We start from the raw sequence: 24,123 nt of genomic DNA, 5'->3' as shown, positions 1-24,123 counted from the left end.
GGCCCTTTCTCCTCATCTTCCTCATGGCGCATCTCGCCATGAGACGGATTTGGCACCTTCCCTAGCCGGGAGCCTCGCGGCGTGGACGGGCGCTGTCCGCTGCTGCGGATCGCACTGTCACGACGGAGACCGGCTGGAGGGTTGCCGGGGCTTCAACGGGCCGTTTCCCTCTGCCCCTCTGGATGAGCGGTATTTGATTGTTGAGCAAGTTGAACGCCGGACCCCGACATGCGACGGTCATCCGCGTTGTTCAAGACTGTAACTGAAGGTCCGGACGGTTGAGATAGTCGTCCGTACCGCGAGATGGATCACACGGGCGCGTCCGGACGCGCACGGAAGGCACCCGGACCCCCCCTCCCGTACGCCCGGAAGGACGTGGGAGGCATCCCGACGGTTGAGGAGTAGAGCACGTGCTCGAAGAGGTAGAGCGCTGGCTGGCGACGCGTTCCTGGTCGGCGGCGGACCGCCCGCTTCCGGCGCTGCTCGCGGCCAAACGGGCGGCCGCGCCCTCACCGACGGTGAGCGTCGTGCTGCCCGCGCTCGATGAGGAGGCGACGGTCGGTGACATCGTCACCGTGATCCGCCGGGAGCTGATGGAGAAGGTTCCGCTGGTCGACGAGCTGGTGGTGATCGACTCGGGCTCCACCGACCGGACCGCGGAGGTCGCCGCGGCGGCCGGGGCGCGGGTGGTCCACCGGGACGCGATCCTGCCGCGGATACCCGCGCTGCCGGGCAAGGGGGAGGTGCTGTGGCGCTCCCTGATGGTCACCCGCGGTGACATCGTCTGCTTCGTCGACGCCGATCTGCGGGACTTCTCGGCGGATTTCGTCTCCGGGATCGTCGGCCCGCTGCTGACCGACCCCGAGGTGCAGTTCGTCAAGGCGATGTACGACAGGCCGCTGGGTGAAGCCGCAGGCCAGGGTGGCCGGGTTACCGAGCTGGTGGCGCGGCCGCTGCTCAATCTGCACTGGCCGCAGCTGGCGGGGGTGGTGCAGCCGCTCGGCGGTGAGTACGCGGCCCGCCGCTCCCTGCTGGAGCGGCTGCCCTTCCCCGTGGGCTACGGGGTGGAGCTGGCGCTGCTCGTCGACGCGCTGCACACGGTGGGTCTGGATGCGCTGGCCCAGGTGGACGTGGGTTCCCGCAAGCACCGTCACCAGGACGGACGGGCGCTGGGCCGGATGGCGGCGGCGATCTACCGGACGGCGCAACTGCGGCTGTCCCGGGGGCAGTTGGTGCGGCCGGTGCTGACGCAGTTCGAGCGGGGGGCGGACGGGTTCGTACCGCGGACCCATGCGGTGGACACGGAGGAGCGGCCGCCGATGCGCGAGATCGGTGAGTATGCGGCGCGTCGCGCGGCATAAGCGCCGGTTTCCCAGTCAAAGGGCTGAATATCTTATGTATGACTTATACCCGTATTGCGCAGCCCCGGCGTCCCTCGGCCCCGGCGGCGGCGCCCGTCTCCGTACGTCCGCACATCCCACGCGGCCGTGCCCCGTACCGCAGACCGCCCGCACGGCGCCCGGGCCGCAGGCGCGGCCCCGGACGGGTCCGGGGCCGCGCGGTGAAGCTGGCCGGACTGCTGGCCCTGGTGGTCCTGGTGGTCCCGGCGGCCCCGATCGCCCGCGCGGACACGCCGGGCCCGGCCGCCGGGACCGAAGCGGTACGGGTCCTTCCGGACCCGGGCCGCGCCGTCGCGCCCGGTCCCGCCGGTGTCACGGACGCGGTGTCCGGCCGGGAGGGACAGGCCGGGACGGCGCCCCGCCCGGCCGCCCGACCCGTAGCGGCGCCCGGTCCCGCCGCCCGGGCCGAGACGGTTCCGGCGCCCGCCGCGGCACCCGGCCCCGCCGCCGAGCTTCGCCCCGCCTTCTATCCCACCCGCGCCCCCGCCGCGGGGACCGCCCCCGGCGGACGGCCCGTCCCGGTCCACCGGGCGCCCCGCGCCGTGACCCCGGTCCCCCGGATCACCGTCGCGGGAGCGGTTCCGGCCGTCGGCGCCCCCGGGGCACCGGTCCTCGCACCCACCGGCCGCAGCCGCGACGGCGAGCGGATCTGGCTGCTCGGCGGCCTCGCCACCGCCCTCGCCGCGGCCGGGGCGATCGCCGTCGTCGCGGCGCGCGGACGGCGTGAACCGCGCCACGACGGGCGAACGGACGTTTGAGCCGGCGCCCGGAAGGCTAGGTGTTGCGACATGGTCCCCGAGCCCCCCGCCGCCCCGGCCGACGCTGCCCGCGACCGCTCACCCGCCCCCGGTTCCGCCCGGGTGCTCGTGGCGTCCAACCGCGGACCCGTCTCCTACACCCTGCGCGACGACGGCACGCTGGACGCGAAACGCGGCGGCGGGGGCGTCGTCTCCGGACTCTCCGCCATCGGAGCCCGCGACGACGCCCTCTGGGTCTGCTGCGCCCTCGGCGACGGCGACCGCGAAGCCGTCCGGCGCGGCATCGGCCGGGGCGAGGACGGCGTCCTGATGCTCGACATCGACCCGGACGTCCACTCCGACGCGTACAACGGAATCGCCAACTCGGTGCTGTGGTTCATCCACCATCTGCTGTACCAGACCCCGCTGGAGCCCGTCTTCGACGACGGGTTCCGCCGCCAGTGGCGGTCGTACGAGACGTACAACCGCGCCTTCGCCCGAGCGCTCGCGGACCGGGCCGCCGACGGCGCGGCCATCCTCGTCCAGGACTACCACCTCGCGCTGGTCCCCGGAATGCTCCGGGAACTCCGCCCCGACCTGCGCATCGGCCACTTCTCCCACACCCCGTGGGCACCCCCGGACTACTTCCGGCTGCTCCCCGACGACATCGCGGAGCAGCTGCTGCGCGGACTCCTCGGCGCCGACCGCACCTGCTTCCTCACCCGCCGCTGGGCCGACGCCTTCACCGCCTGCTGTACGGAGGTGCTGGGCCCCGACGCGCTCAAGGGCACCCGGATCGGGGTCCACGGCCTCGGCGCCGACGCCGGTTTCCTCCGCGAGCGGGCCCACCGCCCCGACGTCGAGGAACGGATGACGGCCCTGCGCGAGCAGATCGGCGGCCCCGACCGGAAGACGATCGTCCGGGTGGATCGTACGGAGCTGTCGAAGAACATCGTCCGGGGTCTGCTGGCCTACCGGCATCTGCTGGCGACCCGCCCCGAATGGCACGAACGGGTCGTCCATGTCGCCTTCGCCTACCCGTCCCGCCAGGACCTCGCCGTCTACCGCGACTACACGGCGGAGGTGCAGCGCCTCGCCGACGCGGTCAACGACGAGTACGGGACGCCCGGCTGGACCCCGGTCGTGCTCCATGTGAAGGACGACTTCGCCCGTTCGCTGGCCGCCTACCGGCTCGCGGACGTGGCCCTGGTCAACCCGATCCGCGACGGTATGAACCTCGTCGCGAAGGAGATCCCCGTCGTCTCGGACGCGGGCTGTGCGCTGGTGCTGTCGCGGGAGGCCGGGGCGTACGAGGAACTGGGCGCGGACGCGCTGGTGGTGAACCCGTACGACGTGATCGCGACGGCGGCGGCGCTCCACGAGGCGCTGACCCTTCCCGCGCAGGTACGGGCGGACCGCACCGCCCGCCTCGCCGCCGCCGCGACGGCCCTCCCGCCGCAGCGGTGGTTCCTGGACCAGCTGGAGGCGCTGGCCCCGGAGGCATAGCCCCGGGGGCTCAGCCCTGAGGTCCCAGCGCGTCCGCCAGGGACGACAGGAAGGAGACGACCGCCGCCGGACCCGCCAGCAGCAGGTCGGCGCGGTCCGCCAGCTCGGTGACCTCCGTACTCCCGCTGCACACCAGCACACCCGCGAGACCGTCCGAGCGGAGCTTCTCCACCGCCGCGTAGGCGGGCAGGTCGCCCAGATCGTCCCCCGCGTACAGCACGGACTCCGCGCCGACCTCGTGGACGTACTCCGCGAGCGCGACGCCCTTGTCCATCCCGGGCGGCCGCAGCTCCAGGACCATCCGGCCCGGCTCCAGGACCAGTCCGTGCCGGGCCGCGAGGGTCGCGAGGGGCTCCCGCAGGGCCTCGAACGCGGCCGCGGGGTCCTCGGCCCGCCGGGTGTGGACCGCGACCGCCTGCCCCTTCTCTTCGATCCACGTGCCGTGCCAGGCGCCGAACCGGTCGAGATAGCCGGGGAGTTCGGCGCGGACCGCCGCCACACCGGGATGCGGGGCCGGGGTGTTGACCGTACCGCTGACCGCGTCCCAGCGTTCGGAGCCGTAGTGCCCGAGTACGACGAGATGCGCGAGCCCGTCGACCCCGGCGAAGCCGCCGTACCGCACCGCGACACCGGCCGGACGGCCGGTCACCACGGCGACATCGCCGACCAGGGGCGCCAGCCGGGCGAGCGCGGGCGCCGCGCCCGGATGGGCCCGGGCCTGCTCCGGATCGGGGACGATCTCGGCGAGGGTGCCGTCGAAGTCGAGGGCGATCACGGCCTTCTCGGGCCGGGCCAGCAGCGCGGCGAGCCCGTCCCGGCCGGCCGGGGTCGACGGCCGCGGCAGACCGTGGCCGGGTGACGGTGAAGCATCCGGGAAGTGCGGAGAGCTACCCATGCGACAGACCCTATCGGCGTGTGCGTTTCTCGTCTCTGACACGTCGGAGCCGGTTGACGGTCACCGGGTCGTGGGCCAGCGCCCGGGGGTCGTCGAGCAGGGCGTTCAGCAACTGGTAGTAGCGGACGGGCGACATCCCGAGCTGCTCCCGCACGGCCCGCTCCTTGGCACCGGGCCCGCTCCAGGACCGCCGCTCCATGGCGAGGACGGCCCGGTCGCGGTCCGGGAGGCCGGGAGCCGGGGAGCCTGCGGCGTCCGGAGGGGGAGCGGCGGGGTCGTTCATACGATCCAACATAGGCCCCGGGTCCGACACCCGGCATCCCGGCCTGCGGGAGCGGACCCCGGCCTTCCGGCCTGCGGGAGCACGCCCCGCCCTCCCCTCCCCGTCTTCTGCTCGCCTTCCCTCGCCTACTCGCCGCTCTTGATGTCCGCCTGCTCCGCCACCCGGTCGATCGCGTCCAGCACCGCCTTCGGATTGCCGCCCGGGGCGACCGCCTTCCCGATGGACTGCTTGATCTCGGCGCTGACCGCCGCCCACGACGTCTTGCCGACCGGCGGCAGGACGGACTTCGGCAGCGGCTCCAGGAAGTTCTTCAGATCCCCGTACTTCGGATCGTCCTCCATGGCCTGGGACGCGGACACCGTCACCGGCAGCAGATTGTTCTGCCCGGCGAAGGCGAGTACGTTCTCGTCGCTGAAGACGAAGTCGAGGAACTTCCCGGCCTGGACGCGGTTGCCGTTCTCCTTGAACGCCATGATCCAGTCGGCGACACCCATGGCGTTGTACGGAGTGCCCTTGGGCCCCGGTATCGGCACCGTACCCAGGTCGACTCCCGCCTTCCGGGCGATCCGCAGCAGCGACGGATGCCCGTTCAGCATCCCCACCTCGCCCCGCGCGAACGCCGCGAAGGCCATCTTCCGGTTGAGTTCGGCCGGGGCGACGGGCCCGGTCAGCTTCCGGTCGACGAGGTTCGTCTTCACCCAGGAGACGGTCTGGATGTTCCGCGCGGAGTTGATGTCGTAGCTGCCACCGCCGACCGTGTACGACTCACCCGCGCTGAGCAGCCAGTTCATGGTCTCGGCCTGGGCCTCCTCGGGCCCGAGGGGCAGCGCGAAGGGGTATTCGGCATCGGTCTTCTCCTTCAACTTCTCCGCTGCGTCGCGGAGTTCGTCCCAGGAGGCCGGGGCCTTCTCGATGCCCGCCTCCTCGAACAGCTTCTTGTTGTAGAAGAGCAGCCGGGTCGAGGCGACGAAGGGTATTCCGTACGGTGTCCGGCGGTGCTCTCCGGCCTTGGCGAGGGGCGGCAGGAAGTTCGCCGCGGTCTGCAGCGAGAGCATCCGGTCGACGTTGTAGAGCTTTCCCGCGGCGGCGTAGTCCGCATAGGCGCCGATCTGTGCGATATCGGGCGCCTTCCCGGCCTTGACCATGTCCTGGACCTTGCGGTCCACGTTCGTCCAGGGCTCGATGTGCACATCGACGTCGATCTTCGGGTTCTTCTCCTCGAAGCGGGCCGCGAGCTTCGCCCAGTACTCCTTGCTGCTCTGGCCGCCGTCCACGTCGTAGTCGGCCGCGACCAGGGTGAGCGTGGTGTGGGAGGGCCCGTCGGACCCGCAGCCCGTGAGGCCGGCGGTCAGCCCCAGGGCCACGGCCGCGGCCGCCGTCCGGCCGTACCGGAATCCTGGCCGGCGTCCGTTTCGGAAGAGGTGCTGTCGCACAGAGGGTTCCCCATCTGGTTGCCGGAGCCCGCCGCGGGTACGGCCGCGGGCCGAGGTGAGGTGCCGCTCGCGCTGCTTCGCGCGGTCTCCTGTTCCGGGGGGCACACGGTTCGCGGGAGCCTCTCGGTCCCTTCGAACTCGCCCGGAATGACGTGCGATTGTTCACCAAGTCTTTGCAGAGGTCTATGCCACAGGGTCTCCTTTCGGCTACGGGTGGGTCACCGGTCCGGGCCACCGGTCCAGACCAATTCGACGACCTGCGGGGACACTCCGCGACACCGTTGCCGCCCGGGCCGACCTGCTGCTATGCACGGAGTGCCGAGTGGTCATCTATGCGCAAGGAGCCCGACGCATGTCCCGTACGACCCCGCCGTCCGCCGCCCCCTCCCGCACCGCCGCCGAGATAGCGACTCAGCCCGATTCCTGGCGCCGTGCCGCCGGGGCCGCCGAAGGTTTCGGCGGGCTGCCGCGGGCGGGTGAGCGGGTCGCGGTCACCGGATGCGGTACGTCATGGTTCATGGCCATCGCCTACGCGGCCCTGCGCGAGGCCGCGGGCCTCGGTGAGACCGACGCCTTCGCCTCCTCGGAGTTCCCGGCGGGCCGGACGTACGACCGTGTCGTCGCGATCACCCGCTCCGGTACGACGACGGAGGTGCTGGAGCTGCTCACCGCGCTGAAGGGCCGGATCCCGACCCTGGCGATCACCGCCGACCCGGAGACTCCCGTCATGGAGGCGGCCGACACCGTCGCCGTACTCGACTGGGCGGACGAGGAGTCCGTGGTCCAGACCCGGTTCGCGACCACCGCGCTGGCGTTCCTCCGGGCCGGACTCGGTGAACTCCCCGCCGGGCTCGGCGTGAAGCCCGTCGCGGACGCGGCGGTCGACGCCGAACTGGCCCTGACCGAACCGCTGCCGGAGGCGGTCGTGGCCGCCGAGCAGTGGACGTTCCTGGGCCGGGGCTGGACCTACGGGCTGGCCCTGGAGGCGGCGCTGAAGATGCGGGAGGCGGCGGGCGCGTGGACCGAGGCGTACCCCGCGATGGAGTACCGCCACGGCCCCATCTCCATCACCGCCCCCGGCCGCGTCACCTGGACCTTCGGCCCGCTCCCCGAGGGCCTGGCGGCGGACGTCGCGGGCGTCGGCGGCACCCTGGTCGCCAACGCCCCCTGCGACCCCCTCGCGGACCTGATCCGCGCCCAGCGCCTGGCGGTCGCCCTGGCGGAGGCGAAGGGGTACGACCCGGACCGGCCGCGGAACCTGACGCGGAGCGTGATCCTGGGCTGAGGGGTCTCCCGAGCCGGGTCAGGGCCGGGTCAGGGGAGGCGGTCGGGATCGCAGGGCGGCTTCACGGCCACCGGCGCCCCCGACTCCACCCCGTTCACCGCGGCGGCACCGAGGGCCCGGGCGGCCTCGTCCCGGGTCTCGGTGTACCGGAACTGCACGATCCAGTTCCCGGCGGTCGCGATGCGGTACGGGATGTCCTCCTCCGCGAGCTTCATCAGCAGCCCGTACTCGCGGTCCGCGGCCGTCCGGTAGTGGACCAGCCTGATGTCGTAGTCGTCCCTGTGCGCGTCGCACGGATCGTCGGTCTTCCAGGCCCGGGACCGGCACGCGATCCCGTCGTCGACCTTCTTCCGTCCCGTACAGCCCACGGCCCGGTCGACGGCGGCGGCCAGGGCTTCCAGATCGGTGTACTGCGGTTTCACCGGGATCTCCGGAAGCTTCCGGAGCGGCGGGAGGACCCTGCCCCGGGTCGCCTCGGCGACCTTCCGCGCATAGCGCGTGGTGTCGCCGACGACGACCCGGACGAACCAGTTCCCTCCGGCGACAAGGGTCTGGGGGAAGGGCGGATCACGCCGGGAGAAGATGGCGTCTCCGATATCGTCCGCGCCGATGACCTCGGTGTTGTACACCGAGATCTCGTTCTCGATGGTCCTGCCGTCGTCCTCGAAGGTGCAGCGGGCATTGCTGCCGCCGTTCCTCGGCAGCTCCCCGCGGTACTGCACCTTGCAGTCCAGGCCGGCCGTGACCAGGGCCGCCACGACCTCGTCCGCGGAGACGTACCGGACGTCCCTGGGCACGTTCGACGGAATCGGCACGGGTGGGCTGTCGGCGGGACCGTCGTCGAGACCGCAGGCGGTGAGCACGGACACGAGCAGAAGGCCGACCGCAAGGCGCGCGGTCCTCCTCATGAATCAGCCTCCCGGGCGGGGTGTGGGCGAAGGGCCGGGACTCGGCTCCGGGGTGGGCGGGCAGGGGTTGTCGTACATCTGGTCCTTGGTCGGCGGCGGCGGCATCAGCCCCGGCTCGTAGACGACCGGTTCACGCTCGCCCGTGCCCTTGCCGTCGGCGCTGTCGGGGCGGATGACGGAGTCCACGGAGACGTCCGTGCCCGCGGGAGCCTGCGACTTCACCTGATCGAAGGCCTGGGCGCGCTGCTCGGGGGTGAGGGCGTTCCACGCCATCGCATCGTCGAGCTGCGGTTCGATCCGGTCCCAGTTGTTGGCCCGTGGCTTGATGGCGCCGCCGCGCTGGTCCGACTCGTCGCCGTACCGCTCGTTGCTGTCCCGCATCTGCGGAGTATCCGCCGCGTAGAGCAGGAAGAGATGTTTGTCGGTGGCCGCGCCGTGCTCGTTCTCCTTCAGCGCCGCCAGATGGTAGGCGGCGAGCCGGACACTGAGTTCGGGGTCGTTCTCGATGAGTACGGCCAACTCCTGGTTGGAGAGATCCTTGATGTCGCGGTCGTCGGTCAGCATGAACTTTCCCGGATTGTCGATGGCGACCTGGCGGGCCGAATCCGGCTTGATGTGCACGATCCCCAAAGACTTGTCCTGAACCTGGCCGCTCGCGATCGCGGCCCAGTTGGCGAACCGCCCGAACTCGGACCAGATGCCACGGCCGCTCGGGTTGAAGTTCTGGTACCACTGCTGCTCCTGCCAGAGGATCGCCAGCAGCAGCTTCCGGGACATGCCGGTTTCCCTTGCCGCCCGGTCGACGGAGGCCAGAACGCTCGGCGGCACATTGAGGGGATGGACGCCGTCCAGCCCTCCGGACAACCGCAGGGCGATCGCCAGCGGACTGTTCGGGTTCAGCGCCTCCCGCGCCATGTTCGCGTCGCCGAGCTTCGTCATCCCCTCGAAGGTCCGCATATCGCGGGCGGCGTTCCGGTCGACGAGGCTCGCCAGGGCCAGCGCAGCGGAGATGGTGGTCGACGCACTGTCCACCGCCTTCTGTACCTCCTCCTGGGAAACGCCCGGCTTGTCGACGCCGGGCACAACGCGCCCGCTCTCCTGAACCGTGAGCCCGTTCCGGACCGCGTAGTCCACGCCGCTGCGGAGGTCCCGCTGCGCCGTCGTGATCGTCTCCGCCAGCCCGTCGTACGTCTTCGCCAGGGCCCGCAGCGCGACCGCCGCGGCCTCGTAGTCCCCGGCGTTCCGGTGGAAGGCATCGCGGGCCCCGCGCGCCGCATCCCCGGACCAGCACTTCTTCAGCGTCTGTCCGATCTCGTCCCGGGCGAACGCGCCGAGCGCCTCGCACTGCTGGGCCGCGCGGATCACATCGGCGGCGGCGTCACGCCACTTCTGCGGCTGAGCGGTGTCGAGTTCCTGTACGGAGACCATCAGGACTCCTCCAGCAGCTCGGCGTTGAGCCGGATCCGGGTGGCGACGGAGACATCGTCACCGATCAGCTGGTCCATGGCGGCGGTGACCGAGTTCGCCGCGTTCTCCGCCATCCGCGCCAGCTCCCTGAGCCGCTTCTGCCAGGCCTCGACACAGACATTGCTGGCGCCGCCGGCCTCCCAGCCGGAGTGCACCCGGCCGACCGCGACGGCATCGTCGAGCTGCGACTTTCCCTGTGCCTCGGCCTGGACGGTGTAGAGCTGTGACGTCTTCGCCCGGATCGGCCCGTCCTGAAGCCCGAGATCCCCGGCGGCGGGCCCAGGCCCCGAGCCGGGCCCGGCGGACGCGAGCTGCATACCGGCGGCGGCCTCGCGCCGCCGTAGCGCGTCCTGCTTCAGCTGTGCCCACTCTTCCTCGAATGACATGCGTCCCCCTGACGACACGTGCATTGCGCTGAATCGGCCACCGACCCTAACCGGCCGGACGCGGCCGCCATGAGTGCTTTTCCCGACAAGCCTGTGACCCAAGCGTCAGGAGGACGGGGAGGGGGCTACCTCCCCGGGGAGGGGCCCGGGCGCTACGTCCGGGGCGCAGCGGGGGCATGCGTACACCGTGTACCCCGGGCCGCTGCCCCGCTCGATATGCCGGACGGGGACGGGCGCGTAGGTCGGCCGCCCGCAGTCGCAGCAGATGGCGTTCCGGGCGGGCGGGGGCAGTTCGGTGAGCCCTTCCCGGGTCATCACCCGACCCCCTTCGTTCCGGCCGTCATCCGGGAAACGCACAGACGCGCGAACACGTCCGGGATAGGGTCCGTCACGTTCATCAGCTCCTTGGTGAGAGACGGCTGATGGGCCGTGCCCCCGGACGTTGGCGCGTCGCGGGGGTCTGCCCGTTTCTGCTGTTCAGACGGCTGTGTCGCGGGCGATGACCTGGGTGCGGACCCGGCTCGCGATCTCCGCGATGCAGGCCCCGCAGGCGTACAGATCGCCGGTGGCGGCGGGCGTGTGGACCGAGCCGACCCAGAGGACACGGACTCCGGCACGGCGGCAGTACAGCCAGCAGTCGCCGGTGGTCCAGGCATGGCCGTCGTCGGTACGGGCGGGGCCGGGCCACGCTTCCCGCCAGGGGAAGCGCGCGGCGCCGGCCCGCTTCACCCCTGACATGCCCGCCGGTGCTCGACGCCCCGGTCGATGACGGCCGCGAGGGCGAGCGCGACATCGGGCATACAGCGCCCCAGCTCGACGAGCGGGATGGGATCGGTGGCGGCGTACGCACAGGGGTCGACCCCGAGTGAGGGCAGCCGCACTCCGGCCCGCGCGAGTGCCTCCCCGAGGGTGTCGAAGGCCTCCTCGGCCGCCCTGATCTTCTCCGCCGCAGCGATGCGCTGCTGGTCCCTGTCCTTCGCCATGCGTGGTCGCTCCTATCCTGATATTTCCCCCGTTTGCCTGTATGTCATACGGGAGTTGAGCTACGGTGCGTATCCCGAGCGTCACCGAGCTTGGGCCCGGACCTTGCGCGCGAACAACGTAGACGGATGCTCCTTCCACACCGTCCGGGGCAACTTCCACACGGTTGGAAGGGGGCGTCATGCCACCGAGAAAAGCGACAACGGGCCGGAGTCAGTCACCGCGTCGGCGGTTCGCAGAGGAGTTGAAGGCCCTGCGAGTCGAGTCGGGCGAGAGCCTGCGCAGGCTGGCCGAGCGGATGGGCTGGGACTGGTCCCTGTTCGGCAAGATGGAGAACGGAGAGACGATCGGCGGCCCGGAGGTCGCGCTGGCGCTGGACCAGCACTATGGGATGAAGGGTGGGCTGCTGGCGCTGTGGGAGCTGGCGCTGGGGGACTCCACGCAGTTCAAGGAGCAGTACCGCAGGTATATGAAGCTGGAGGCAGAGACTGCCAGCCTCAGCCACTTCTCGGTGAGCACCATTCACGGCCTGCTCCAGACCGACGGCTATGCCACCGCCGTACTGTCGGCGGGCGGCGCCAGCGGTGTGGAATTAAGCCAGCAGGTCGAGGCGCGAGCGAGCCGACGGGCGCTGCTGATGGGCGACGGAGTACCGCACTTCCGCACGATCCTGTCGGAGGCGGTGCTCCGTACTCCACTGGCAGACCCTCAGGAATGGCGGGCCCAGTTGGAACACCTCCTCGCCATGGCGGATCACCCGAGGATCACCCTCCAGGTGCTGCTCCAGACCGCGGGTGTGCACGGTCTCGACAGCACGGACGTGATGTTCCTGCGGCTTCCCGGCGGCCAGTCCGTGGCCTACACGGAAAACGCTCACCGGGGCGAACTCATCGAAGAAAGCACATCCGTTGACCGTCTCCAGGTCGCATACGATGCCGTACGCGACTTGGCGCTGTCCCCGGCCCAGTCGCGGACATTCATCCTGCGGATGTTGGAGGAAGTGCCATGCGACGACGCCCCACCTTCGACCTGAGTGCCGTCACCTGGCGCAAGAGCAGCTACAGCAATCCCGACGGCGGCGCCTGCCTGGAGGTCTCCGACGGCCTTCTGACCGCCGCCGACTGGTTCAAGAGCAGCTACAGCAACTCGGACGGCGGCGCCTGCGTCGAGATTGCCGCGAACCTCCCCGCCGTCGTCCCGGTCCGTGACAGCAAGACCCCCGACGGCCCGGTCCTGGTCTTCCCGGCCGGCGACTGGTCCGCCTTCGTCACGGCGGTCAAGAAGGGCAGCCTCCCCTCCTGACCCACAGCACGCCCGTCCGGGCCCGGCGGATCCCCCGCCGGGCCCGTTCGTATGCGTGCAGCCGTTCCATCCGTTGCCGCATCACAACACTTCGTGACCATGTCACCGGACCATGACAACGTCGTCCGGGCCCGGCGACGTCGCTATCCCCACGTCTCGCAGCCCCCTCATAGTGAGTGAGCAGGCACCGAGCGGCCGAAAGAACTTCGGCCCGAACGCCAATCCACCAGGGGGATTTCATGTCCGGCACCCGTCGTAAGGCTCTTCTCGTCTCCGCAGCCCTCGTCAGCGGCGCGCTGCTGATGACGGCGTGCGGGGAATCGGACAAGGCGGCGGGGACCGGTGCTGCGAAGGACGCGGCGGCCGCCGCTCCGGCGGGGAACGCGGCCGGGGCGACCCCGAACGGCTCGACGGCCGAGACCTCCGACAAGGGCTCCGAGAAGAGCGCCGACAAGGGATCGGACAAGGGCTCCTCCGGCCAGGGCACGGACAAGAGCACCGACAACGGCGGTGACAAGGGCGGCGCTTCGGGCCAGGGCCGGGACGGTTCCGGCGTCGACCGGGGCGACGGCGTTCGGGTGCCGGTCCAGCAGAGCTGCGGCGCCAACGACCTCTCGTGGAGCACCCGCTCCGAGTCCCAGGCCGGCGGTTACATCCTGGTGATGGCGAAGGCGAAGCCGGGAATCACCTGCGTCCTGCCGGAGAAGCACCCGGTCGTGGCCTTCGGCTCCGACGGCACCGAGGCGGGCCCGGCGGAGCAGTCGCTCGGCAAGGCGATCACGCTGAGCGGGAACAAGACCGCGTACGCCGGAGTGAACCCGAAGACCACGAACACGGACTCCTACAAGGAGCTGAACTTCATCATCGTCGCGCCGGAGAACAACGACTCCGACCCGGTCGAGCTGAAGACCGGCCCGATTCGGGTCGACAAGCCGATCGTCACCAACTGGCACACCTCCGCGAAGGACGCCGTCCCCTTCGGCTAGGCCACGGAGGGGTCACCCGGCCCCGGGGTCCGCACCCCGAGCGCCCCATCATGCGCGGTGGACGTGGACGGACGCAGCCACGACCCTGTGACAGGCAGAGCACCGTCCTGACTCGCAGGGAGAGAACATGCAGCTTCGTTTTCTCGGGATCATTCCGAACACCCCTACGGACGACTCGCCCACGATCTGGGTGGACGAGGAGACAGGGGACCTCCTCATCCAGTCCTACAAGGCCACTGACACGGAGGTCGAGGCGTGCCGGGCGGTTGGTTCGGTTCCCGGTCACTCCACCGACGTTCCGGCTCACGAGACGATCGTCAGGCTGCCGCAGGTCATGCTGCAGTACATGCCCCGTCCGGCAGGAGACAGCGGTGAAGTTCCCCGTACGTGAGCTGCTCGCCCGGGCCGGCCGTTCCGCCGTCCATCTGGAGATGCGGGACAGCTACACACCTGACGACCCGGACTTTCTGGAGTGGCTGAGCGGAAGGCGCCGCACGCCCGACACACTTCCGGAGTGGTGGTGGCCGTGGCACGAGGTCGTGACGGAGGCTGTGGGGCGGGGCGTCGTTCTGAGGCGGGCGCGGATCGTCTCCGAGCCCGTCTCCGACTACATCCGCTACGAGCACGACTTCACCTTTGCCAACGTGTCCGCCGGTGAGCAGGTGCGCTGGCTGCCTCGCCGGAAGGCCTCGGACATAGCCCTTCCCGGCAACGACTTCTGGCTGTTCGACGACGCCACGGTGATCTTCAACCACTTCAACGGCAGGGGCGAGCCCGTCGGGAAGGAGATCACTGCTGAGCAGTCGGTTGTGGACTTGTGCAGATCCGCATTCGCCGCTGTATGGGAGCATGCCACTCCACACGCGGAGTACAAGCCTGAGTGATCGTGTAGACAATGTCCGGTTCGGGATTATCCAGTGTTCGGGCTGCCCGGAAGGTTCTCGCAGACCGGCTCGGTGAGCTGCGCAGGGACGCGCAGCTCACGGGACAGCAACTCGCCCACGCCTGCGGCTGGCATCCGTCGAAGGCATCGCGCATCGAGAACGCGCGCACCGTACCGTCGACTGATGACATCCGCGCCTGGTGTGCCGCCACAGGGGCTGAAGACCAGGCGGACGACCTGGTGGAGTCCTTGCGCACCGTGGAGGGCATGTTCGTCGAGTGGCGTCGGCTGGAGCGTACGGGGTTGCGCCGGGCCCAGGAGTCCGTACTCCCACTGTTCCAGCAGACCCGGCGCTTCCGCTCGTACTCCTCATGGCTGGTGCCCGGACTGGTCCAGACGCGTGCCTACACCGCCGAAGTGCTGCGGGCTGTGCAACGGCGACGGGTTCCTGTCGACGATGTCGAAGGTGCTGTACGGGTACGGATGGACCGGCAGCGCATTCTCCACGAGCGGGGCCGCACTTTCGCGCTCCTCATGGAGGAGTCGGTGCTGAGGAACGGCATGGGTGGCCCCGTCGTCATGGCCGAACAATTGGACCGGCTCTTGGACGTCGGAGGCATGCCTCACGTCAGCTTGGGTGTCCTGCCCATGACCGCGGATCGTTCCTGCATGCCGGTCGAGGGGTTCTGGATTTACGACGCCGCTCAGGTCAACGTGGAGTTGGTGTCCGGCTATCTCACCCTAACCCGTTCGGGCGAGGTCGCTATGTATGCATCCCGATTCGCCGAACTGGCGTCTATGGCGGTGCATGGCGCGGCAGCCCGCCGACTGATCTCGGGGGCGCGGGACGTGCTCGGGTGATCGGCGTGCAATCGGATGCAAGTCGCTGGAGCCCCGGTCGGGGTCGTCCCTAACGTGAACGTCACCCCGAACTCTGATGGGAGGCGATCGTGGCGACCGTGATCGGGACCACAGCCGTCTTACGGCATGGGCGAGACCTGGTCAGCCCGGAACTGTTTCACCGGCTGGCCCAATTCTGTGCAGACGAGTACGGCGTGGAACGCCTGGTGGCGGAAAAGGTGATCGACCAGGCTCTGTCTTTCGTGTACGTCGTCGGTCATGAGCGGGCGTATGAACTGGCGCCGAGCCGACTCGTGGATCCCGGCTGGCACGCCTTCATGCTCCACACGCAGGAGTACGCGGACTGGTGTGAGTCGACGTTCGGATTCTTTGTACACCATGCACCGAACTCGAAGATCCGGACGCAGCATCTGATGACTGCCGTCACCGGGCGGATCCGGGCCGCCGGATTCGTGGTCGAAGAACGGCTCTGGGGTGCGGCAGCGGACTGCAACCCGCCCACGTGCTGCGGTGACGGCCCCTGCTGCTGAGGGGAGACGGCGAACTGCGCGGTCCGGGCGCGGTCAGGGCTCCCGGACCGCCCTCCTGTGGCAGGAGTATCTGCGATGGCGGAGATCGGCAAGGGGTTGGACGGGCGAGGGCGGGTCACCGTCTTCCATATGTTTACGGTGGTGTTCGGATACACAACTCATCATATGGATGAAAGGCGACTTGGTGACATCGGCGTGGTTGGCCCGCTGACGCCGGGCGTCAGTTGGCAGGAACTGTGGAGGATGGCTGCCGCGATGAACACCGAAGGTGCGTCACGCGACAAACTGGCGCGCTGGATCCTGCTCCAAGCCACTCGGGCATTCGTCTGTGGCAGCGGGCGAATCGGCCACTACGACTCCCGTACCTGGAAGCTCGGACCGGACGGTCATCGTGTTCGGTTCGCTGACGCGTACTGCAACAGATATGGGCTGTGGACCGGTGATTTGACCGTAGCCGGCATGGCGTCCGATCAGGTGGCGATGCGCCCCGGGCTGTATCGGATGTGAACTCGGTGAGAAGGCGCGCTTGATTTCTTTGCGGTCCTTGCCTTACCGGAAGGAGAGGTTCTCATGGAGCTGATGGGGTCTGGTGAAGGGGCATGTGGCACTGGTGACGACGGGTGCAGGAACGACCACCGGCCGACCGTGGAGTACGCGTCCTGGCGGACCCACACACGGGTCGGGCTCCATCAGAAGCAGACCGAGCTGCGGGCCCTCGAACGGTCCTCGCGCGTGATGCGGCATTTCCTGCCCGCCGTGCCCACGGGGCTTCTGCACGTCCGGGAGTACGCGGAGCGGACCCTGTCCCGTACGGTCGCGGGCGACCCGGCCCGAGACGTACGGCGCGCTGTGGACGCCCGGATGGAACGGCAGGCGATCCTGGACGACCCCTCGCGCTCCTTCACCTTCCTCCTCACCGAGCAGGCCGTGACATGGCGCCGGGCCCCCGCCGATGTGATGGCAGCGCAGTGCTCCCATATGGCGGCGGTGGCGCAGAAGAAGAACGTGGAGATCGCCATCGTGCCCCGGGCCGCCGAGGTGCCCGCGATTCCGATGAACATCTTCGTCGTCTACGACGAGCGGCTGGTGACCGTCGAGCTGTTCTCAGGGGAGGTTGTCCTGCGCGACCCCCGGGACGTGGCCCATCATCTCGACCTGTTCGCCGTCTTCCTGGACCACGCGCTCACCGGCTCCGACGCCAGGTCCTATCTGCTGGCCGCTGCGGACGAGTTCCTGCGAGGGGAACAGTAGGGGGAGCCACGGCGCCGTCCGGTGAGGTCCCGGAGTACGTACGGGTGGCCGGGGTCACCGGATGGGTGTGCCGCCTGGCGCCTGGTGTTGCGGGGTGGGCCGGGTGGTTCGACGGTGAGGCTGGAGCGGGTGCGTTCCGGTGCCGCGCTCCTCGGCCTTCCCCTCGTCAGGAGTGCTTCATGCCGCTTTCGCCACCCGCCCGGAGACCAGGTGCCCGCCGGTCCGTCACCGCCGTCGCGGTCACCGTGCTCGCCGGGGTCGTCCAGTTCCCGCTCGGGGGTGTCGCGCACGCCGCCGTACCGCCGGGATGCACGGTTGCCACCCTCGACGGCAACAACACCATCACCTGCACGGACGGCATCCCGGCCGGTCAGGTGCTGGACGCCGGGCCGGGGAACGACACCGTGACCATCACCGGTGAGGTACAGGGCACGGTCAACGGCCAAGAAGGCGACGACACCATCACCGTGACCGGGGTGAGCGGTACCGGCACGGGGCGTGCGGGCGGGGTCGGGGTGGGGGCGGACGGAACGGTCGACGCCGGGCCCGGGGCCGACCGGGTGACGATCACCGGCGGTAAGGGGGGAGCCGTCGCCGGCGAGGCTCTGGCAGGTGGCGTCGGTGCTCTGGGTACGGTCCGTGGCGCTCTCGGGACCGACACGCTCCGGGTCAGCGGTGGTGTGCGCGGTGCGGGGTACCAGAGGGGGTCGGACGTCGGTGGGGGTGCCGGCGCCGGGTCCGGGGCCGTGGTCGACGGCGGTGCCGACGGCGACACCATCGAGGTGAAGGGCGGGGCCGCCGAGGACGGCTTGTCCGGTGGTGGCTTCGGCCGTTGGCCCGGCAGGTTCAGCATCTACAACTTCGCGCAGGGGTCCGGTGGTGCCGGACTGGAGGCCAATGCCACGGTGACAGGGGCCGACGGTGACGATGTCCTCACGGTCGCGGGCGGCTCTTCGAGGGACACGTCCGGCCACGGGGTGCTGGGCACCGTCGACGGCGGGGCGGGCGCCGACCGGATCGCCGCCCTTTCCGCGGTGCCGCTGGGGACGGTCAACGAGGTGCCTGCCAGGGCGAATGGCTCGGGGGTGGGTCCCGGCGGGGTCGTGGACGCGGGGGACGGCGACGACACCGTCACCGCCCGCGGCTCGCGCGGCTACGGGGGCACTCGCGGCGCGGGAAATGCCGGGACGATTCTGGGCGGTCCGGGCGACGACACCGTCACCGCCGCCGGACGGGACGGAAGCCCCGGCAACACCGGGACCATCGAAGGGCAGGCGGGAGAGGACACGCTGCGTGCCGCCAACGACGATACGACTCCCGGTGCGTCAGCAGCGGGGGCCATCGGTAACACCGGGACCATCGACGGCGGTGGTGACAACGACACCATCACCACCCGGGGCTCCCGAGGCGGTGTCGGAGGGGTAGGCGAAGGCAGCCTTTCCAACAGTCTTCCCATCACCGGGACGCCGGGAAACCCCGGTGGTGTGGGTGGCGCCGGGAACGGGGGAACCGTCAGCGGCGGTGACGGGGACGACGTCCTCTCGTCGACCGGCGGCACAGGAGGCACCGGCGGAGAGGGCGGCTACTTCCAGCCCGGCGGCGTGGGCGGCGAAGGCGGGGCGGGGAACGCCGGAACCCTCGACGGCGGGGCGGGACAGGACACCGTGACCGCCGGCGGCGGTACCGGCGGCACCGGTGGCCAGGGCGGAAGGGCCCCGGGGAACCAGACCTCGGGCCGTGGTGGCACCGGCGGCCGAGGCGGCGTGGGCAACGCGGTCGGCGCCTCTCTGCTGGGCGGGACCGGAGACGACCGGCTCACCGCCAAGGGTGGTCCCGGCGGCGGAGGCGGCGCGGGCGGACGGCACGGTCCCGGTGGCAGCACGGGTCCCGGCGGCGGTAGCGGGGCGACCGGCACCGCCAACGCCGGGATCCTCGACGGCGACGGCGGTACGGACATCTGTGTCCCGCTGTCCGGAGCCCTCAACTGCGAGAGCTGACCACGGGGGCGGGGCGCCCGGCAGAGCGTCCCGCCCCCGAACCGCGTCAGCCCGCCGCCCCCAGCGCATCCCGCAAGTGGCCGCCCGACTCCGCCAGCAGCTTCTCCGCCGTCGGAGCGTCGATATCGGCCAGCAGGGTCAGGATCGCGGGCTTCACCTCGCCGCCCGTCGCCTCCAGCGCCGCCTCGACGTCCTCGTCCGTCGCACCCGTGGCGTACGAGACGATCCGACGCGAACGGGCCCGCAGTTTGTCGTTCGACGCCCGCAGGTCGACCATCAGGTTTCCGTACGTCTTGCCCAGGCGGATCATCGTGATCGTCGAGATCATGTTGAGGACCAGCTTCTGGGCCGTGCCCGCCTTCAGCCGGGTCGAGCCGCTCAGCAGCTCCGGGCCGACGACCACCTCGATGCCGTGGTCGGCCGCCGCCGCGAGGGGGCTGCCCGCGTTGCAGGACAGACCGATCGTCAGGGCGCCGAGGCCGCGGGCGTACTCCACCGCGCCGACCGCGTAGGGCGTACGGCCGGAGGCGGAGATTCCGACCACCGTGTCCTCGGGGCCCAGCGCGATGTCCTCCAGGTCCTTCGCCGCCAGGTCCTTGCGGTCCTCCGCGCCCTCCACGGCGGTCACGAAGGCGGCGGGGCCGCCCGCGATCAGGCCCACGACCCGCGACGGATCGGTGTTGAACGTCGGCGGGCACTCGCTGGCGTCCATGGTGCCCATCCGGCCCGCCGTGCCCGCTCCCGCATAGATCAGCCGGCCGCCGCGGGCCATCCGCTCCGCCGCCGCGTCGACGGCGGACGCGATCGCGGAAAGCTGCCCGGCGACGGCTTCCGGGACCGTGCGGTCCTCGGCGTTCATCAGCCGGGCGATCTCGGCCGTCGGCAGCCGGTCGATCTCCGCGAGATCGGGCCGGAACGCCTCGGTCGTCAGGGTCGCCAACTGGTCGCGGAGTTCACGGTACGCGGGGGAGGCGGGCGTCATGGGTGTCCTCATCTGTGGGGGGTCCGGGGGGTGTGCCGGTGTGCGAGGGCCTCGTAGGAGGCGGCCAGCGCGGGCGCCGCGGTCTCGTACGTCCGCTGCGCCACGCCTATGAACAGGCAGTCCACGACGAGGAGCTGCCCCGTACGGGACGACATCGCGGCGGGCCGCAGCTCGCTCTCCCGCGCGGTCGACGTCGTCAGCACATGGTCCGCGTACTGCGTCACCGGCCCGTCGGCGCGGCCGGTGATGGCGACCGTGGTCGCACCGCGTTCGAAGGCGGTACGGAGCGGTTCGATGACGTCGCCGGTGGAGCCCGAGTGCGTGATGGCGACGGCCACATCGCCCGGGCGGAGCTGCACCGCGTTGGTCACGGCGAGATGGGGATCCGCATGGGCGTGGGCGATCAGTCCGATGCGCAGCAGCTTCTGCGCCAGGTCCATGCCGACGAGGGACGAGGCCCCGACTCCGTAGATGTCGATCCGGCGGGCGGTCGCGGCGGCGGCGACGGCCGCGGAGAGCTGCGAGATGTCGAGCCCGGCGGCGGTGTCAGCGAGGGTCTGCTGTTCGTCGTGGGCCAGTTTGGAGACGACGTCAGCGATCGGGTCGTCGACGGCGATGTCGGCGGTGACGCTGGGCGCGCGGCCGGACTGCTGATGGGCCGCGAGCCCCGCGAGGGCGAGCCGCAGATCGCGGTATCCGGGGTAGCCGAGGAGCCGGGCGGTGCGGACGACGGTCGCCTCACTCGTGCCCGTACGGTTGGCGAGGCCGGTGACCGTGAGCGCGGCACAGCCCGCCGGGTCGTCGGCGACGGCTTCTGCGACGCGCTGCATCGAACGGGTCATGGACGGGGCGAGCGTGCGCACCTTCGCGGCGAGGGCGGCGGGGGCGGGCGGTGTGTCGCTGGCGGCAGCCCCCTTGTTGAAAATTTCCTTCACTTGGTTACCCATGGTATGAAAGCTATTTTCACATCATGGGGCTGGTCAAGACCCTCGCCGGTATCCCGTCGGTATCCCGTTGGTATAGCGCGGGCAAGGAAACAGCAGCTCGCGGGCGTATGGACGATGAGTGAACCGGTGTTCGACCGGTGCGCGAGGGGCCCCCGGGGCTCCACGGGCGATGCGGGACAATGGTTGTCATGGACGACGCCGACCCGCTGGAGCAGGCCCTCCACACCGCCCGCGCCCTGATCCTCGCCGATCTCGCGGCGCGCGATGTGGCCGACGCCGGGGTGGTGTCCCTCGTCGAGGAGTCCGTCACGCACCGCCGCTGGTGGGTGGAGCAGTGGCCGGAGGGCGTCGCGTACGTCACCGGGCTCGTCGCCCAGGACGTCCAGGACGCCCTGCTGGAGCGGCACGGCCGCTGGCCGCTCTGCCCCGTCTGCGACGCGGGCGATCCGCACTCCCTCGACGTCGAACCCGAACTGGGCACGGACCCGCACTGGGTCTGCGGAAAGGCGGGCGTGGTGGTGGCCCGGGTGGGGGCGCTGGGCGGCGGCACACCCGCGGTGGACTCGGCGGCGGACTCCGAACCGGACGAGGGTACGGGCGGTGGCGCGGGCGGTGGACTCTGGGGCGGGACCGGGGCGCCGGGCGCCTGATGGCCGTCTACATCGACCCGCCGAACTGGCCGGGCCACGGCCGGAAGTGGTCCCATCTGATCAGCGACGTCTCCTACGCGGAGCTGCACGCCTTCGCCGCCGCGATCGGCTGCCCGCCGCGCGCCTTCGACCGGGACCACTACGACGTCCCGTCCCACCGCTACGCCGACGCGGTCGCGGCGGGCGCGGTCGAGGTCAGGAGCCGGGAGATTGTCCGCCTGCTGCTGGCAGCGGGCCTGCGCCGGAGGAAGAGCCGGCCCACCTGACCGGTCGGATGTTCCCGCCGGGGGCCGGGCGGTGGGTCAGACGGGGAACGCCGAGGTGTCGATCTTGAGGTCGAAGGGCTCGGGCAGCTGGAGCTGCTCCCCGAAGGGAACCCGGCGGGCCAGCCGGTAGGCGCCGTTCAGTGGGTCGGTGTACAGCGTCGAGGTGGGGCCGTGCGGGTCGAAGCGGTCGACCAGCAGGTAAACGGGGATCCCGGCCTGGGCATACGCTCCCCGCTTCTTCACCCGGTCGTCGGCCGCGTTGAACGGAGAGGTGACCTCGACGACGAGCAGGGCCTCGCCCGCGTCGATCGGCGTGCTCACGTTCGCCGGGACGGCGGCGACCACGTCGTCGGGCATGACGACCAGATCCGGAATGTAGAGCTTCTCGGAGGCCACGATCTGGATACCGAGGGTCTGGAAGACCTCCCACTCGTCGGGGAGGACGGTCAGCAGGGCCCGCTGCAGCTTGGCCGTGATCCGGTTGTGCTGTGCATGAGGTGGTGGAACCACGTGGATCTGTCCTTCGCTGATTTCCGCGTGCCACCCCTCGGGCACGTCCAGCCCTCGCCATGTCTCCAGAAGCGCGTCCCACGGCTCGTCATGCGACATCTGGACCCTCTCGGCCATCGCGGCTGTCATCGCGACTCCCTTCCCCATGGCCTAACGCGGCGAGCGTAGGGAGGTGGCGCGGCGGTCATCGTCCACTTGTGCCAGCATCCCACGATCGAATGAACGTACAAGGGCAAGGTTGACGGCGGGCGCGTCGTTTCTTCCTTGACGCACCCGCCGGGAACCGCGTCGGGCGTCAGGCCCGTTCCGCGACCGCCGGAGACGGTACCCGGGCGGCCTCGTCCGCGGCCGCGGTGACCGCCGAACCCGTCACCACCTTCGACCGGCCCTGCATCCGCATCGACACCGTGACCAGCGCCAGCGCCACGATCAGCATCGCCGCTCCCGCCCAGGCGGGGGACTCGTAGCCGAGGTCCGCGTCGATGACCGTGCCGCCGAGCCACGGGCCCGCCGTGTTGCCGATGTTGAACGCCGCCGTCGTGGTGGCCGCCGCGAGCGTCGGGGCCGCACCCGCCACATTGAAGATGCGGGCGTTGAGCGCCGGGGCGGTGTAGAAGGCGGACACGCCCAGCAGGAACGCCAGCGTGACGACCACCGCCGGAACCGCCGCGAAGACCGCCAGCGCCGCCAGGAAGACCGTCGACGCCGCGATACCGCTGATCATCACGCCGAAGAGGTGCGCGTCCGCGATCCGGCCGCCCACCGTCGTACCCACGAGAGCACCGATACCGAAGAGCGCGAGGACCGTCGACACCCAGCCCTCACCGATGCCCGCGACATCGGTGATCAGCGGGGCGAAGTACGAGAAGGCGCAGAACACGCCGCCGCCCGCGAGCGCCGTGGTGAAGACCGCCAGCCACACCTGACCGTCGCGGTAGATCGACAGCTCCCGCTTGAGCTGCGGCTTCTCGGCGGGCACCGGGATGCTCGGGATCCGGGTCACCACACCGACCAGCGCCACCGCCGACGACACGGCCACCGCCCAGAAGGCCGCGCGCCAGCCCAGGTGCTCACCGAGGAAGGCGCCCGCCGGAACACCGAGGACATTGGCGATCGACAGCCCGCCGATCATCACGGCCATCGCCCGGGCCCGGGAGTTCACCGGCACCATCGCGACCGCCACGGCCGCGCCGAGCGCCCAGAAACCGGCGCAGGCGAGGGCGCTGACGACGCGGGACGCGAAGAGGATCTCGTACGTCGGGGCGAGCGCGCCCGCCACCTGACCCAGGCCGAAGACGGAGATCAGGGCGATCAGGGTGGCCTTGCGGGGGAGCCTGAGGGTGGCCACCGCGAGCAGCGGCGCGCCCACCACCATGCCGACCGCGAAGGCGGATATCAGCAGGCCGGCCTGGGGGATCGACACACCCATATCGTCGGCGATGGGCGGCAGCAGGCCGGAGAGCATGAACTCGCTGGTGCCGAGGGCGAAGACCGAGAGTCCGAGGATGTAGACCGCGAGCGGCATCCGGGGGCGGGCAGAGGCGGGGGCGGGGGCAGGGTTCGGTACGGGAGCGGAGTCGGGCATGACCAGGGCAACCCCGCCGTCGGCGGACCGCATTCCCGCCGTGCGGGAAGAACGGCAAACCGACACAGAGCTGCAACATCGGCCCCGGACAC

28 protein-coding genes and 1 riboswitch are annotated in these 24,123 nt (G+C 70.8%); of the genes, 16 read left to right on the top strand and 12 right to left on the bottom strand.

The features are described 5' to 3' along the window. Positions 1–9: 9 nt before the first annotated feature. Positions 10–189, bottom strand: a riboswitch (SAM riboswitch). Positions 190–410: 221 nt separating this feature from the next. From B7R87_RS13560 to B7R87_RS13550, 3 genes are all read left to right on the top strand, one after another. Beyond that, the gene (locus B7R87_RS13560) at positions 411–1,361 is read left to right on the top strand and encodes a glucosyl-3-phosphoglycerate synthase (RefSeq protein WP_006348517.1); all 951 of its coding nucleotides are present in this window, start codon (positions 411–413) and stop codon (positions 1,359–1,361) included. Positions 1,362–1,561: 200 nt separating this feature from the next. Beyond that, positions 1,562–2,158: a hypothetical protein gene (locus B7R87_RS13555; RefSeq protein WP_130585099.1), complete on the top strand. Its 597-nt coding sequence runs from the start codon at positions 1,562–1,564 to the stop codon at positions 2,156–2,158. 30 nt (positions 2,159–2,188) lie between these two features. After that, positions 2,189–3,643, top strand: a complete 1,455-nt coding sequence (locus tag B7R87_RS13550; RefSeq protein WP_006348518.1) for an alpha,alpha-trehalose-phosphate synthase (UDP-forming) — start codon at positions 2,189–2,191, stop codon at positions 3,641–3,643. A gap of 10 nt (positions 3,644–3,653) precedes the next feature. Here B7R87_RS13550 and otsB read toward each other — a convergent pair whose 3' ends face one another. The 3 genes from otsB to B7R87_RS13535 form a co-directional block, all read right to left on the bottom strand. Then, a complete protein-coding gene (gene otsB / locus B7R87_RS13545) occupies positions 3,654–4,538 on the bottom strand; it encodes a trehalose-phosphatase (RefSeq protein ID WP_006348519.1) in 885 nt (294 codons plus the stop codon). 10 nt (positions 4,539–4,548) lie between these two features. Beyond that, on the bottom strand, positions 4,549–4,821 hold the full coding sequence (locus tag B7R87_RS13540) for a DUF3263 domain-containing protein (RefSeq protein WP_006348520.1): 273 nt from the start codon (positions 4,819–4,821) through the stop codon (positions 4,549–4,551). Between the two features lie 125 nt (positions 4,822–4,946). Further along, complete coding sequence (locus B7R87_RS13535; RefSeq protein ID WP_100249175.1) at positions 4,947–6,254, bottom strand: ABC transporter substrate-binding protein; 1,308 nt, start codon at positions 6,252–6,254, stop codon at positions 4,947–4,949. Between the two features lie 352 nt (positions 6,255–6,606). On the opposite strand from B7R87_RS13535, the gene B7R87_RS13530 reads away from it, so the two are divergent. Then, a complete protein-coding gene (locus B7R87_RS13530) occupies positions 6,607–7,539 on the top strand; it encodes an SIS domain-containing protein (RefSeq protein WP_006348522.1) in 933 nt (310 codons plus the stop codon). A gap of 29 nt (positions 7,540–7,568) precedes the next feature. Here B7R87_RS13530 and B7R87_RS13525 read toward each other — a convergent pair whose 3' ends face one another. The 5 genes from B7R87_RS13525 to B7R87_RS13505 form a co-directional block, all read right to left on the bottom strand. Further along, a complete protein-coding gene (locus B7R87_RS13525; protein WP_006348523.1) occupies positions 7,569–8,447 on the bottom strand; it encodes a hypothetical protein in 879 nt (292 codons plus the stop codon). Between the two features lie 3 nt (positions 8,448–8,450). Continuing rightward, the gene (locus tag B7R87_RS13520) at positions 8,451–9,875 is read right to left on the bottom strand and encodes a hypothetical protein (protein ID WP_006348524.1); all 1,425 of its coding nucleotides are present in this window, start codon (positions 9,873–9,875) and stop codon (positions 8,451–8,453) included. After that, complete coding sequence (locus B7R87_RS13515; RefSeq protein WP_006348525.1) at positions 9,875–10,300, bottom strand: apurinic/apyrimidinic endonuclease family protein; 426 nt, start codon at positions 10,298–10,300, stop codon at positions 9,875–9,877. Before B7R87_RS13515 ends, B7R87_RS13520 begins: the two co-directional genes overlap by 1 nt. Positions 10,301–10,777: 477 nt before the next feature. Continuing rightward, the gene (locus B7R87_RS13510) at positions 10,778–11,038 is read right to left on the bottom strand and encodes a hypothetical protein (RefSeq protein ID WP_045853012.1); all 261 of its coding nucleotides are present in this window, start codon (positions 11,036–11,038) and stop codon (positions 10,778–10,780) included. Beyond that, complete coding sequence (locus B7R87_RS13505) at positions 11,026–11,283, bottom strand: hypothetical protein (protein ID WP_006348527.1); 258 nt, start codon at positions 11,281–11,283, stop codon at positions 11,026–11,028. Before B7R87_RS13505 ends, B7R87_RS13510 begins: the two co-directional genes overlap by 13 nt. 179 nt (positions 11,284–11,462) lie before the next feature. Between B7R87_RS13505 and B7R87_RS13500 the strand changes: the two genes are divergently transcribed. The 10 genes from B7R87_RS13500 (at position 11,463) to B7R87_RS13455 (ending at position 19,091) form a co-directional block, all read left to right on the top strand. Then, complete coding sequence (locus B7R87_RS13500; protein ID WP_040915855.1) at positions 11,463–12,314, top strand: helix-turn-helix domain-containing protein; 852 nt, start codon at positions 11,463–11,465, stop codon at positions 12,312–12,314. Further along, positions 12,287–12,583, top strand: coding sequence for a DUF397 domain-containing protein (locus B7R87_RS13495; RefSeq protein ID WP_006348529.1), 297 nt, complete (start codon positions 12,287–12,289; stop codon positions 12,581–12,583). The genes B7R87_RS13500 and B7R87_RS13495 overlap by 28 nt, the downstream gene beginning before the upstream one ends. A 239-nt stretch (positions 12,584–12,822) precedes the next feature. After that, complete coding sequence (locus B7R87_RS13490; protein ID WP_006348530.1) at positions 12,823–13,569, top strand: DUF4232 domain-containing protein; 747 nt, start codon at positions 12,823–12,825, stop codon at positions 13,567–13,569. A 127-nt stretch (positions 13,570–13,696) separates the two neighbouring features. Continuing rightward, complete coding sequence (locus tag B7R87_RS13485; protein WP_006348531.1) at positions 13,697–13,960, top strand: hypothetical protein; 264 nt, start codon at positions 13,697–13,699, stop codon at positions 13,958–13,960. Further along, on the top strand, positions 13,941–14,453 hold the full coding sequence (locus tag B7R87_RS13480; protein WP_006348532.1) for a DUF6879 family protein: 513 nt from the start codon (positions 13,941–13,943) through the stop codon (positions 14,451–14,453). Before B7R87_RS13485 ends, B7R87_RS13480 begins: the two co-directional genes overlap by 20 nt. Positions 14,454–14,464: 11 nt before the next feature. Beyond that, positions 14,465–15,313, top strand: a complete 849-nt coding sequence (locus B7R87_RS13475; RefSeq protein WP_006348533.1) for a helix-turn-helix domain-containing protein — start codon at positions 14,465–14,467, stop codon at positions 15,311–15,313. A gap of 89 nt (positions 15,314–15,402) precedes the next feature. Beyond that, on the top strand, positions 15,403–15,843 hold the full coding sequence (locus tag B7R87_RS13470; protein WP_187144559.1) for a glycine-rich domain-containing protein: 441 nt from the start codon (positions 15,403–15,405) through the stop codon (positions 15,841–15,843). A gap of 75 nt (positions 15,844–15,918) precedes the next feature. After that, entirely contained in the window at positions 15,919–16,350 is a 432-nt protein-coding gene (locus B7R87_RS13465) for a hypothetical protein (RefSeq protein ID WP_006348535.1), read from the top strand. Between the two features lie 138 nt (positions 16,351–16,488). After that, positions 16,489–17,094 carry a DUF5753 domain-containing protein gene (locus tag B7R87_RS13460; RefSeq protein ID WP_006348536.1) on the top strand — a complete coding sequence of 202 codons (606 nt, stop codon included), beginning with the start codon at positions 16,489–16,491 and terminating at the stop codon, positions 17,092–17,094. Between the two features lie 179 nt (positions 17,095–17,273). Then, positions 17,274–19,091 carry a hypothetical protein gene (locus B7R87_RS13455; protein ID WP_006348537.1) on the top strand — a complete coding sequence of 606 codons (1,818 nt, stop codon included), beginning with the start codon at positions 17,274–17,276 and terminating at the stop codon, positions 19,089–19,091. Between the two features lie 46 nt (positions 19,092–19,137). Here B7R87_RS13455 and murQ read toward each other — a convergent pair whose 3' ends face one another. Next, positions 19,138–20,073 carry an N-acetylmuramic acid 6-phosphate etherase gene (gene murQ / locus B7R87_RS13450; protein ID WP_130585098.1) on the bottom strand — a complete coding sequence of 312 codons (936 nt, stop codon included), beginning with the start codon at positions 20,071–20,073 and terminating at the stop codon, positions 19,138–19,140. Between the two features lie 8 nt (positions 20,074–20,081). After that, positions 20,082–21,020: a MurR/RpiR family transcriptional regulator gene (locus B7R87_RS13445; protein ID WP_130585097.1), complete on the bottom strand. Its 939-nt coding sequence runs from the start codon at positions 21,018–21,020 to the stop codon at positions 20,082–20,084. 188 nt (positions 21,021–21,208) lie between these two features. Between B7R87_RS13445 and B7R87_RS13440 the strand changes: the two genes are divergently transcribed. Continuing rightward, complete coding sequence (locus tag B7R87_RS13440) at positions 21,209–21,670, top strand: hypothetical protein (protein WP_006348539.1); 462 nt, start codon at positions 21,209–21,211, stop codon at positions 21,668–21,670. After that, a complete protein-coding gene (locus tag B7R87_RS13435; RefSeq protein WP_006348540.1) occupies positions 21,670–21,936 on the top strand; it encodes a DUF4031 domain-containing protein in 267 nt (88 codons plus the stop codon). The genes B7R87_RS13440 and B7R87_RS13435 overlap by 1 nt, the downstream gene beginning before the upstream one ends. A 36-nt stretch (positions 21,937–21,972) precedes the next feature. On the opposite strand, the gene B7R87_RS13430 is transcribed toward B7R87_RS13435, so the two are convergent. Next, positions 21,973–22,575, bottom strand: coding sequence for a Uma2 family endonuclease (locus tag B7R87_RS13430; protein ID WP_040915856.1), 603 nt, complete (start codon positions 22,573–22,575; stop codon positions 21,973–21,975). Between the two features lie 166 nt (positions 22,576–22,741). Further along, a complete protein-coding gene (locus B7R87_RS13425) occupies positions 22,742–23,971 on the bottom strand; it encodes a Cmx/CmrA family chloramphenicol efflux MFS transporter (RefSeq protein ID WP_040915857.1) in 1,230 nt (409 codons plus the stop codon). Between the last annotated feature and the right edge of the window lie 152 nt (positions 23,972–24,123).

Source organism: Streptomyces tsukubensis (assembly GCF_003932715.1).
Classification (GTDB): Bacteria; Actinomycetota; Actinomycetes; order Streptomycetales; family Streptomycetaceae; genus Streptomyces; species Streptomyces tsukubensis.
Note: the sequence above shows the minus strand (reverse complement) of the source record. Positions and strands in the feature narration are given on the sequence as shown.

Excerpts from the sequence above, each read along its gene's own strand:
- B7R87_RS13550 (WP_006348518.1), top strand. The coding sequence starts at position 2,189 with ATGGTCCCCGAGCCCCCCGCCGCCCCGGCCGACGCTGCCCGCGACCGC.
- otsB (WP_006348519.1), bottom strand. The coding sequence starts at position 4,538 with ATGGGTAGCTCTCCGCACTTCCCGGATGCTTCACCGTCACCCGGCCAC.
- B7R87_RS13540 (WP_006348520.1), bottom strand. The coding sequence starts at position 4,821 with ATGAACGACCCCGCCGCTCCCCCTCCGGACGCCGCAGGCTCCCCGGCT.
- B7R87_RS13530 (WP_006348522.1), top strand. The coding sequence starts at position 6,607 with ATGTCCCGTACGACCCCGCCGTCCGCCGCCCCCTCCCGCACCGCCGCC.
- B7R87_RS13525 (WP_006348523.1), bottom strand. The coding sequence starts at position 8,447 with ATGAGGAGGACCGCGCGCCTTGCGGTCGGCCTTCTGCTCGTGTCCGTG.
- B7R87_RS13520 (WP_006348524.1), bottom strand. The coding sequence starts at position 9,875 with ATGGTCTCCGTACAGGAACTCGACACCGCTCAGCCGCAGAAGTGGCGT.
- B7R87_RS13515 (WP_006348525.1), bottom strand. The coding sequence starts at position 10,300 with ATGTCATTCGAGGAAGAGTGGGCACAGCTGAAGCAGGACGCGCTACGG.
- B7R87_RS13510 (WP_045853012.1), bottom strand. The coding sequence starts at position 11,038 with ATGTCAGGGGTGAAGCGGGCCGGCGCCGCGCGCTTCCCCTGGCGGGAA.
- B7R87_RS13505 (WP_006348527.1), bottom strand. The coding sequence starts at position 11,283 with ATGGCGAAGGACAGGGACCAGCAGCGCATCGCTGCGGCGGAGAAGATC.
- B7R87_RS13500 (WP_040915855.1), top strand. The coding sequence starts at position 11,463 with ATGCCACCGAGAAAAGCGACAACGGGCCGGAGTCAGTCACCGCGTCGG.
- B7R87_RS13495 (WP_006348529.1), top strand. The coding sequence starts at position 12,287 with ATGCGACGACGCCCCACCTTCGACCTGAGTGCCGTCACCTGGCGCAAG.
- B7R87_RS13490 (WP_006348530.1), top strand. The coding sequence starts at position 12,823 with ATGTCCGGCACCCGTCGTAAGGCTCTTCTCGTCTCCGCAGCCCTCGTC.
- B7R87_RS13485 (WP_006348531.1), top strand. The coding sequence starts at position 13,697 with ATGCAGCTTCGTTTTCTCGGGATCATTCCGAACACCCCTACGGACGAC.
- B7R87_RS13475 (WP_006348533.1), top strand. The coding sequence starts at position 14,465 with ATGTCCGGTTCGGGATTATCCAGTGTTCGGGCTGCCCGGAAGGTTCTC.
- B7R87_RS13465 (WP_006348535.1), top strand. The coding sequence starts at position 15,919 with ATGGCGGAGATCGGCAAGGGGTTGGACGGGCGAGGGCGGGTCACCGTC.
- B7R87_RS13455 (WP_006348537.1), top strand. The coding sequence starts at position 17,274 with ATGCCGCTTTCGCCACCCGCCCGGAGACCAGGTGCCCGCCGGTCCGTC.
- murQ (WP_130585098.1), bottom strand. The coding sequence starts at position 20,073 with ATGACGCCCGCCTCCCCCGCGTACCGTGAACTCCGCGACCAGTTGGCG.
- B7R87_RS13445 (WP_130585097.1), bottom strand. The coding sequence starts at position 21,020 with ATGGGTAACCAAGTGAAGGAAATTTTCAACAAGGGGGCTGCCGCCAGC.
- B7R87_RS13440 (WP_006348539.1), top strand. The coding sequence starts at position 21,209 with ATGGACGACGCCGACCCGCTGGAGCAGGCCCTCCACACCGCCCGCGCC.
- B7R87_RS13435 (WP_006348540.1), top strand. The coding sequence starts at position 21,670 with ATGGCCGTCTACATCGACCCGCCGAACTGGCCGGGCCACGGCCGGAAG.
- B7R87_RS13430 (WP_040915856.1), bottom strand. The coding sequence starts at position 22,575 with ATGACAGCCGCGATGGCCGAGAGGGTCCAGATGTCGCATGACGAGCCG.
- B7R87_RS13425 (WP_040915857.1), bottom strand. The coding sequence starts at position 23,971 with ATGCCGCTCGCGGTCTACATCCTCGGACTCTCGGTCTTCGCCCTCGGC.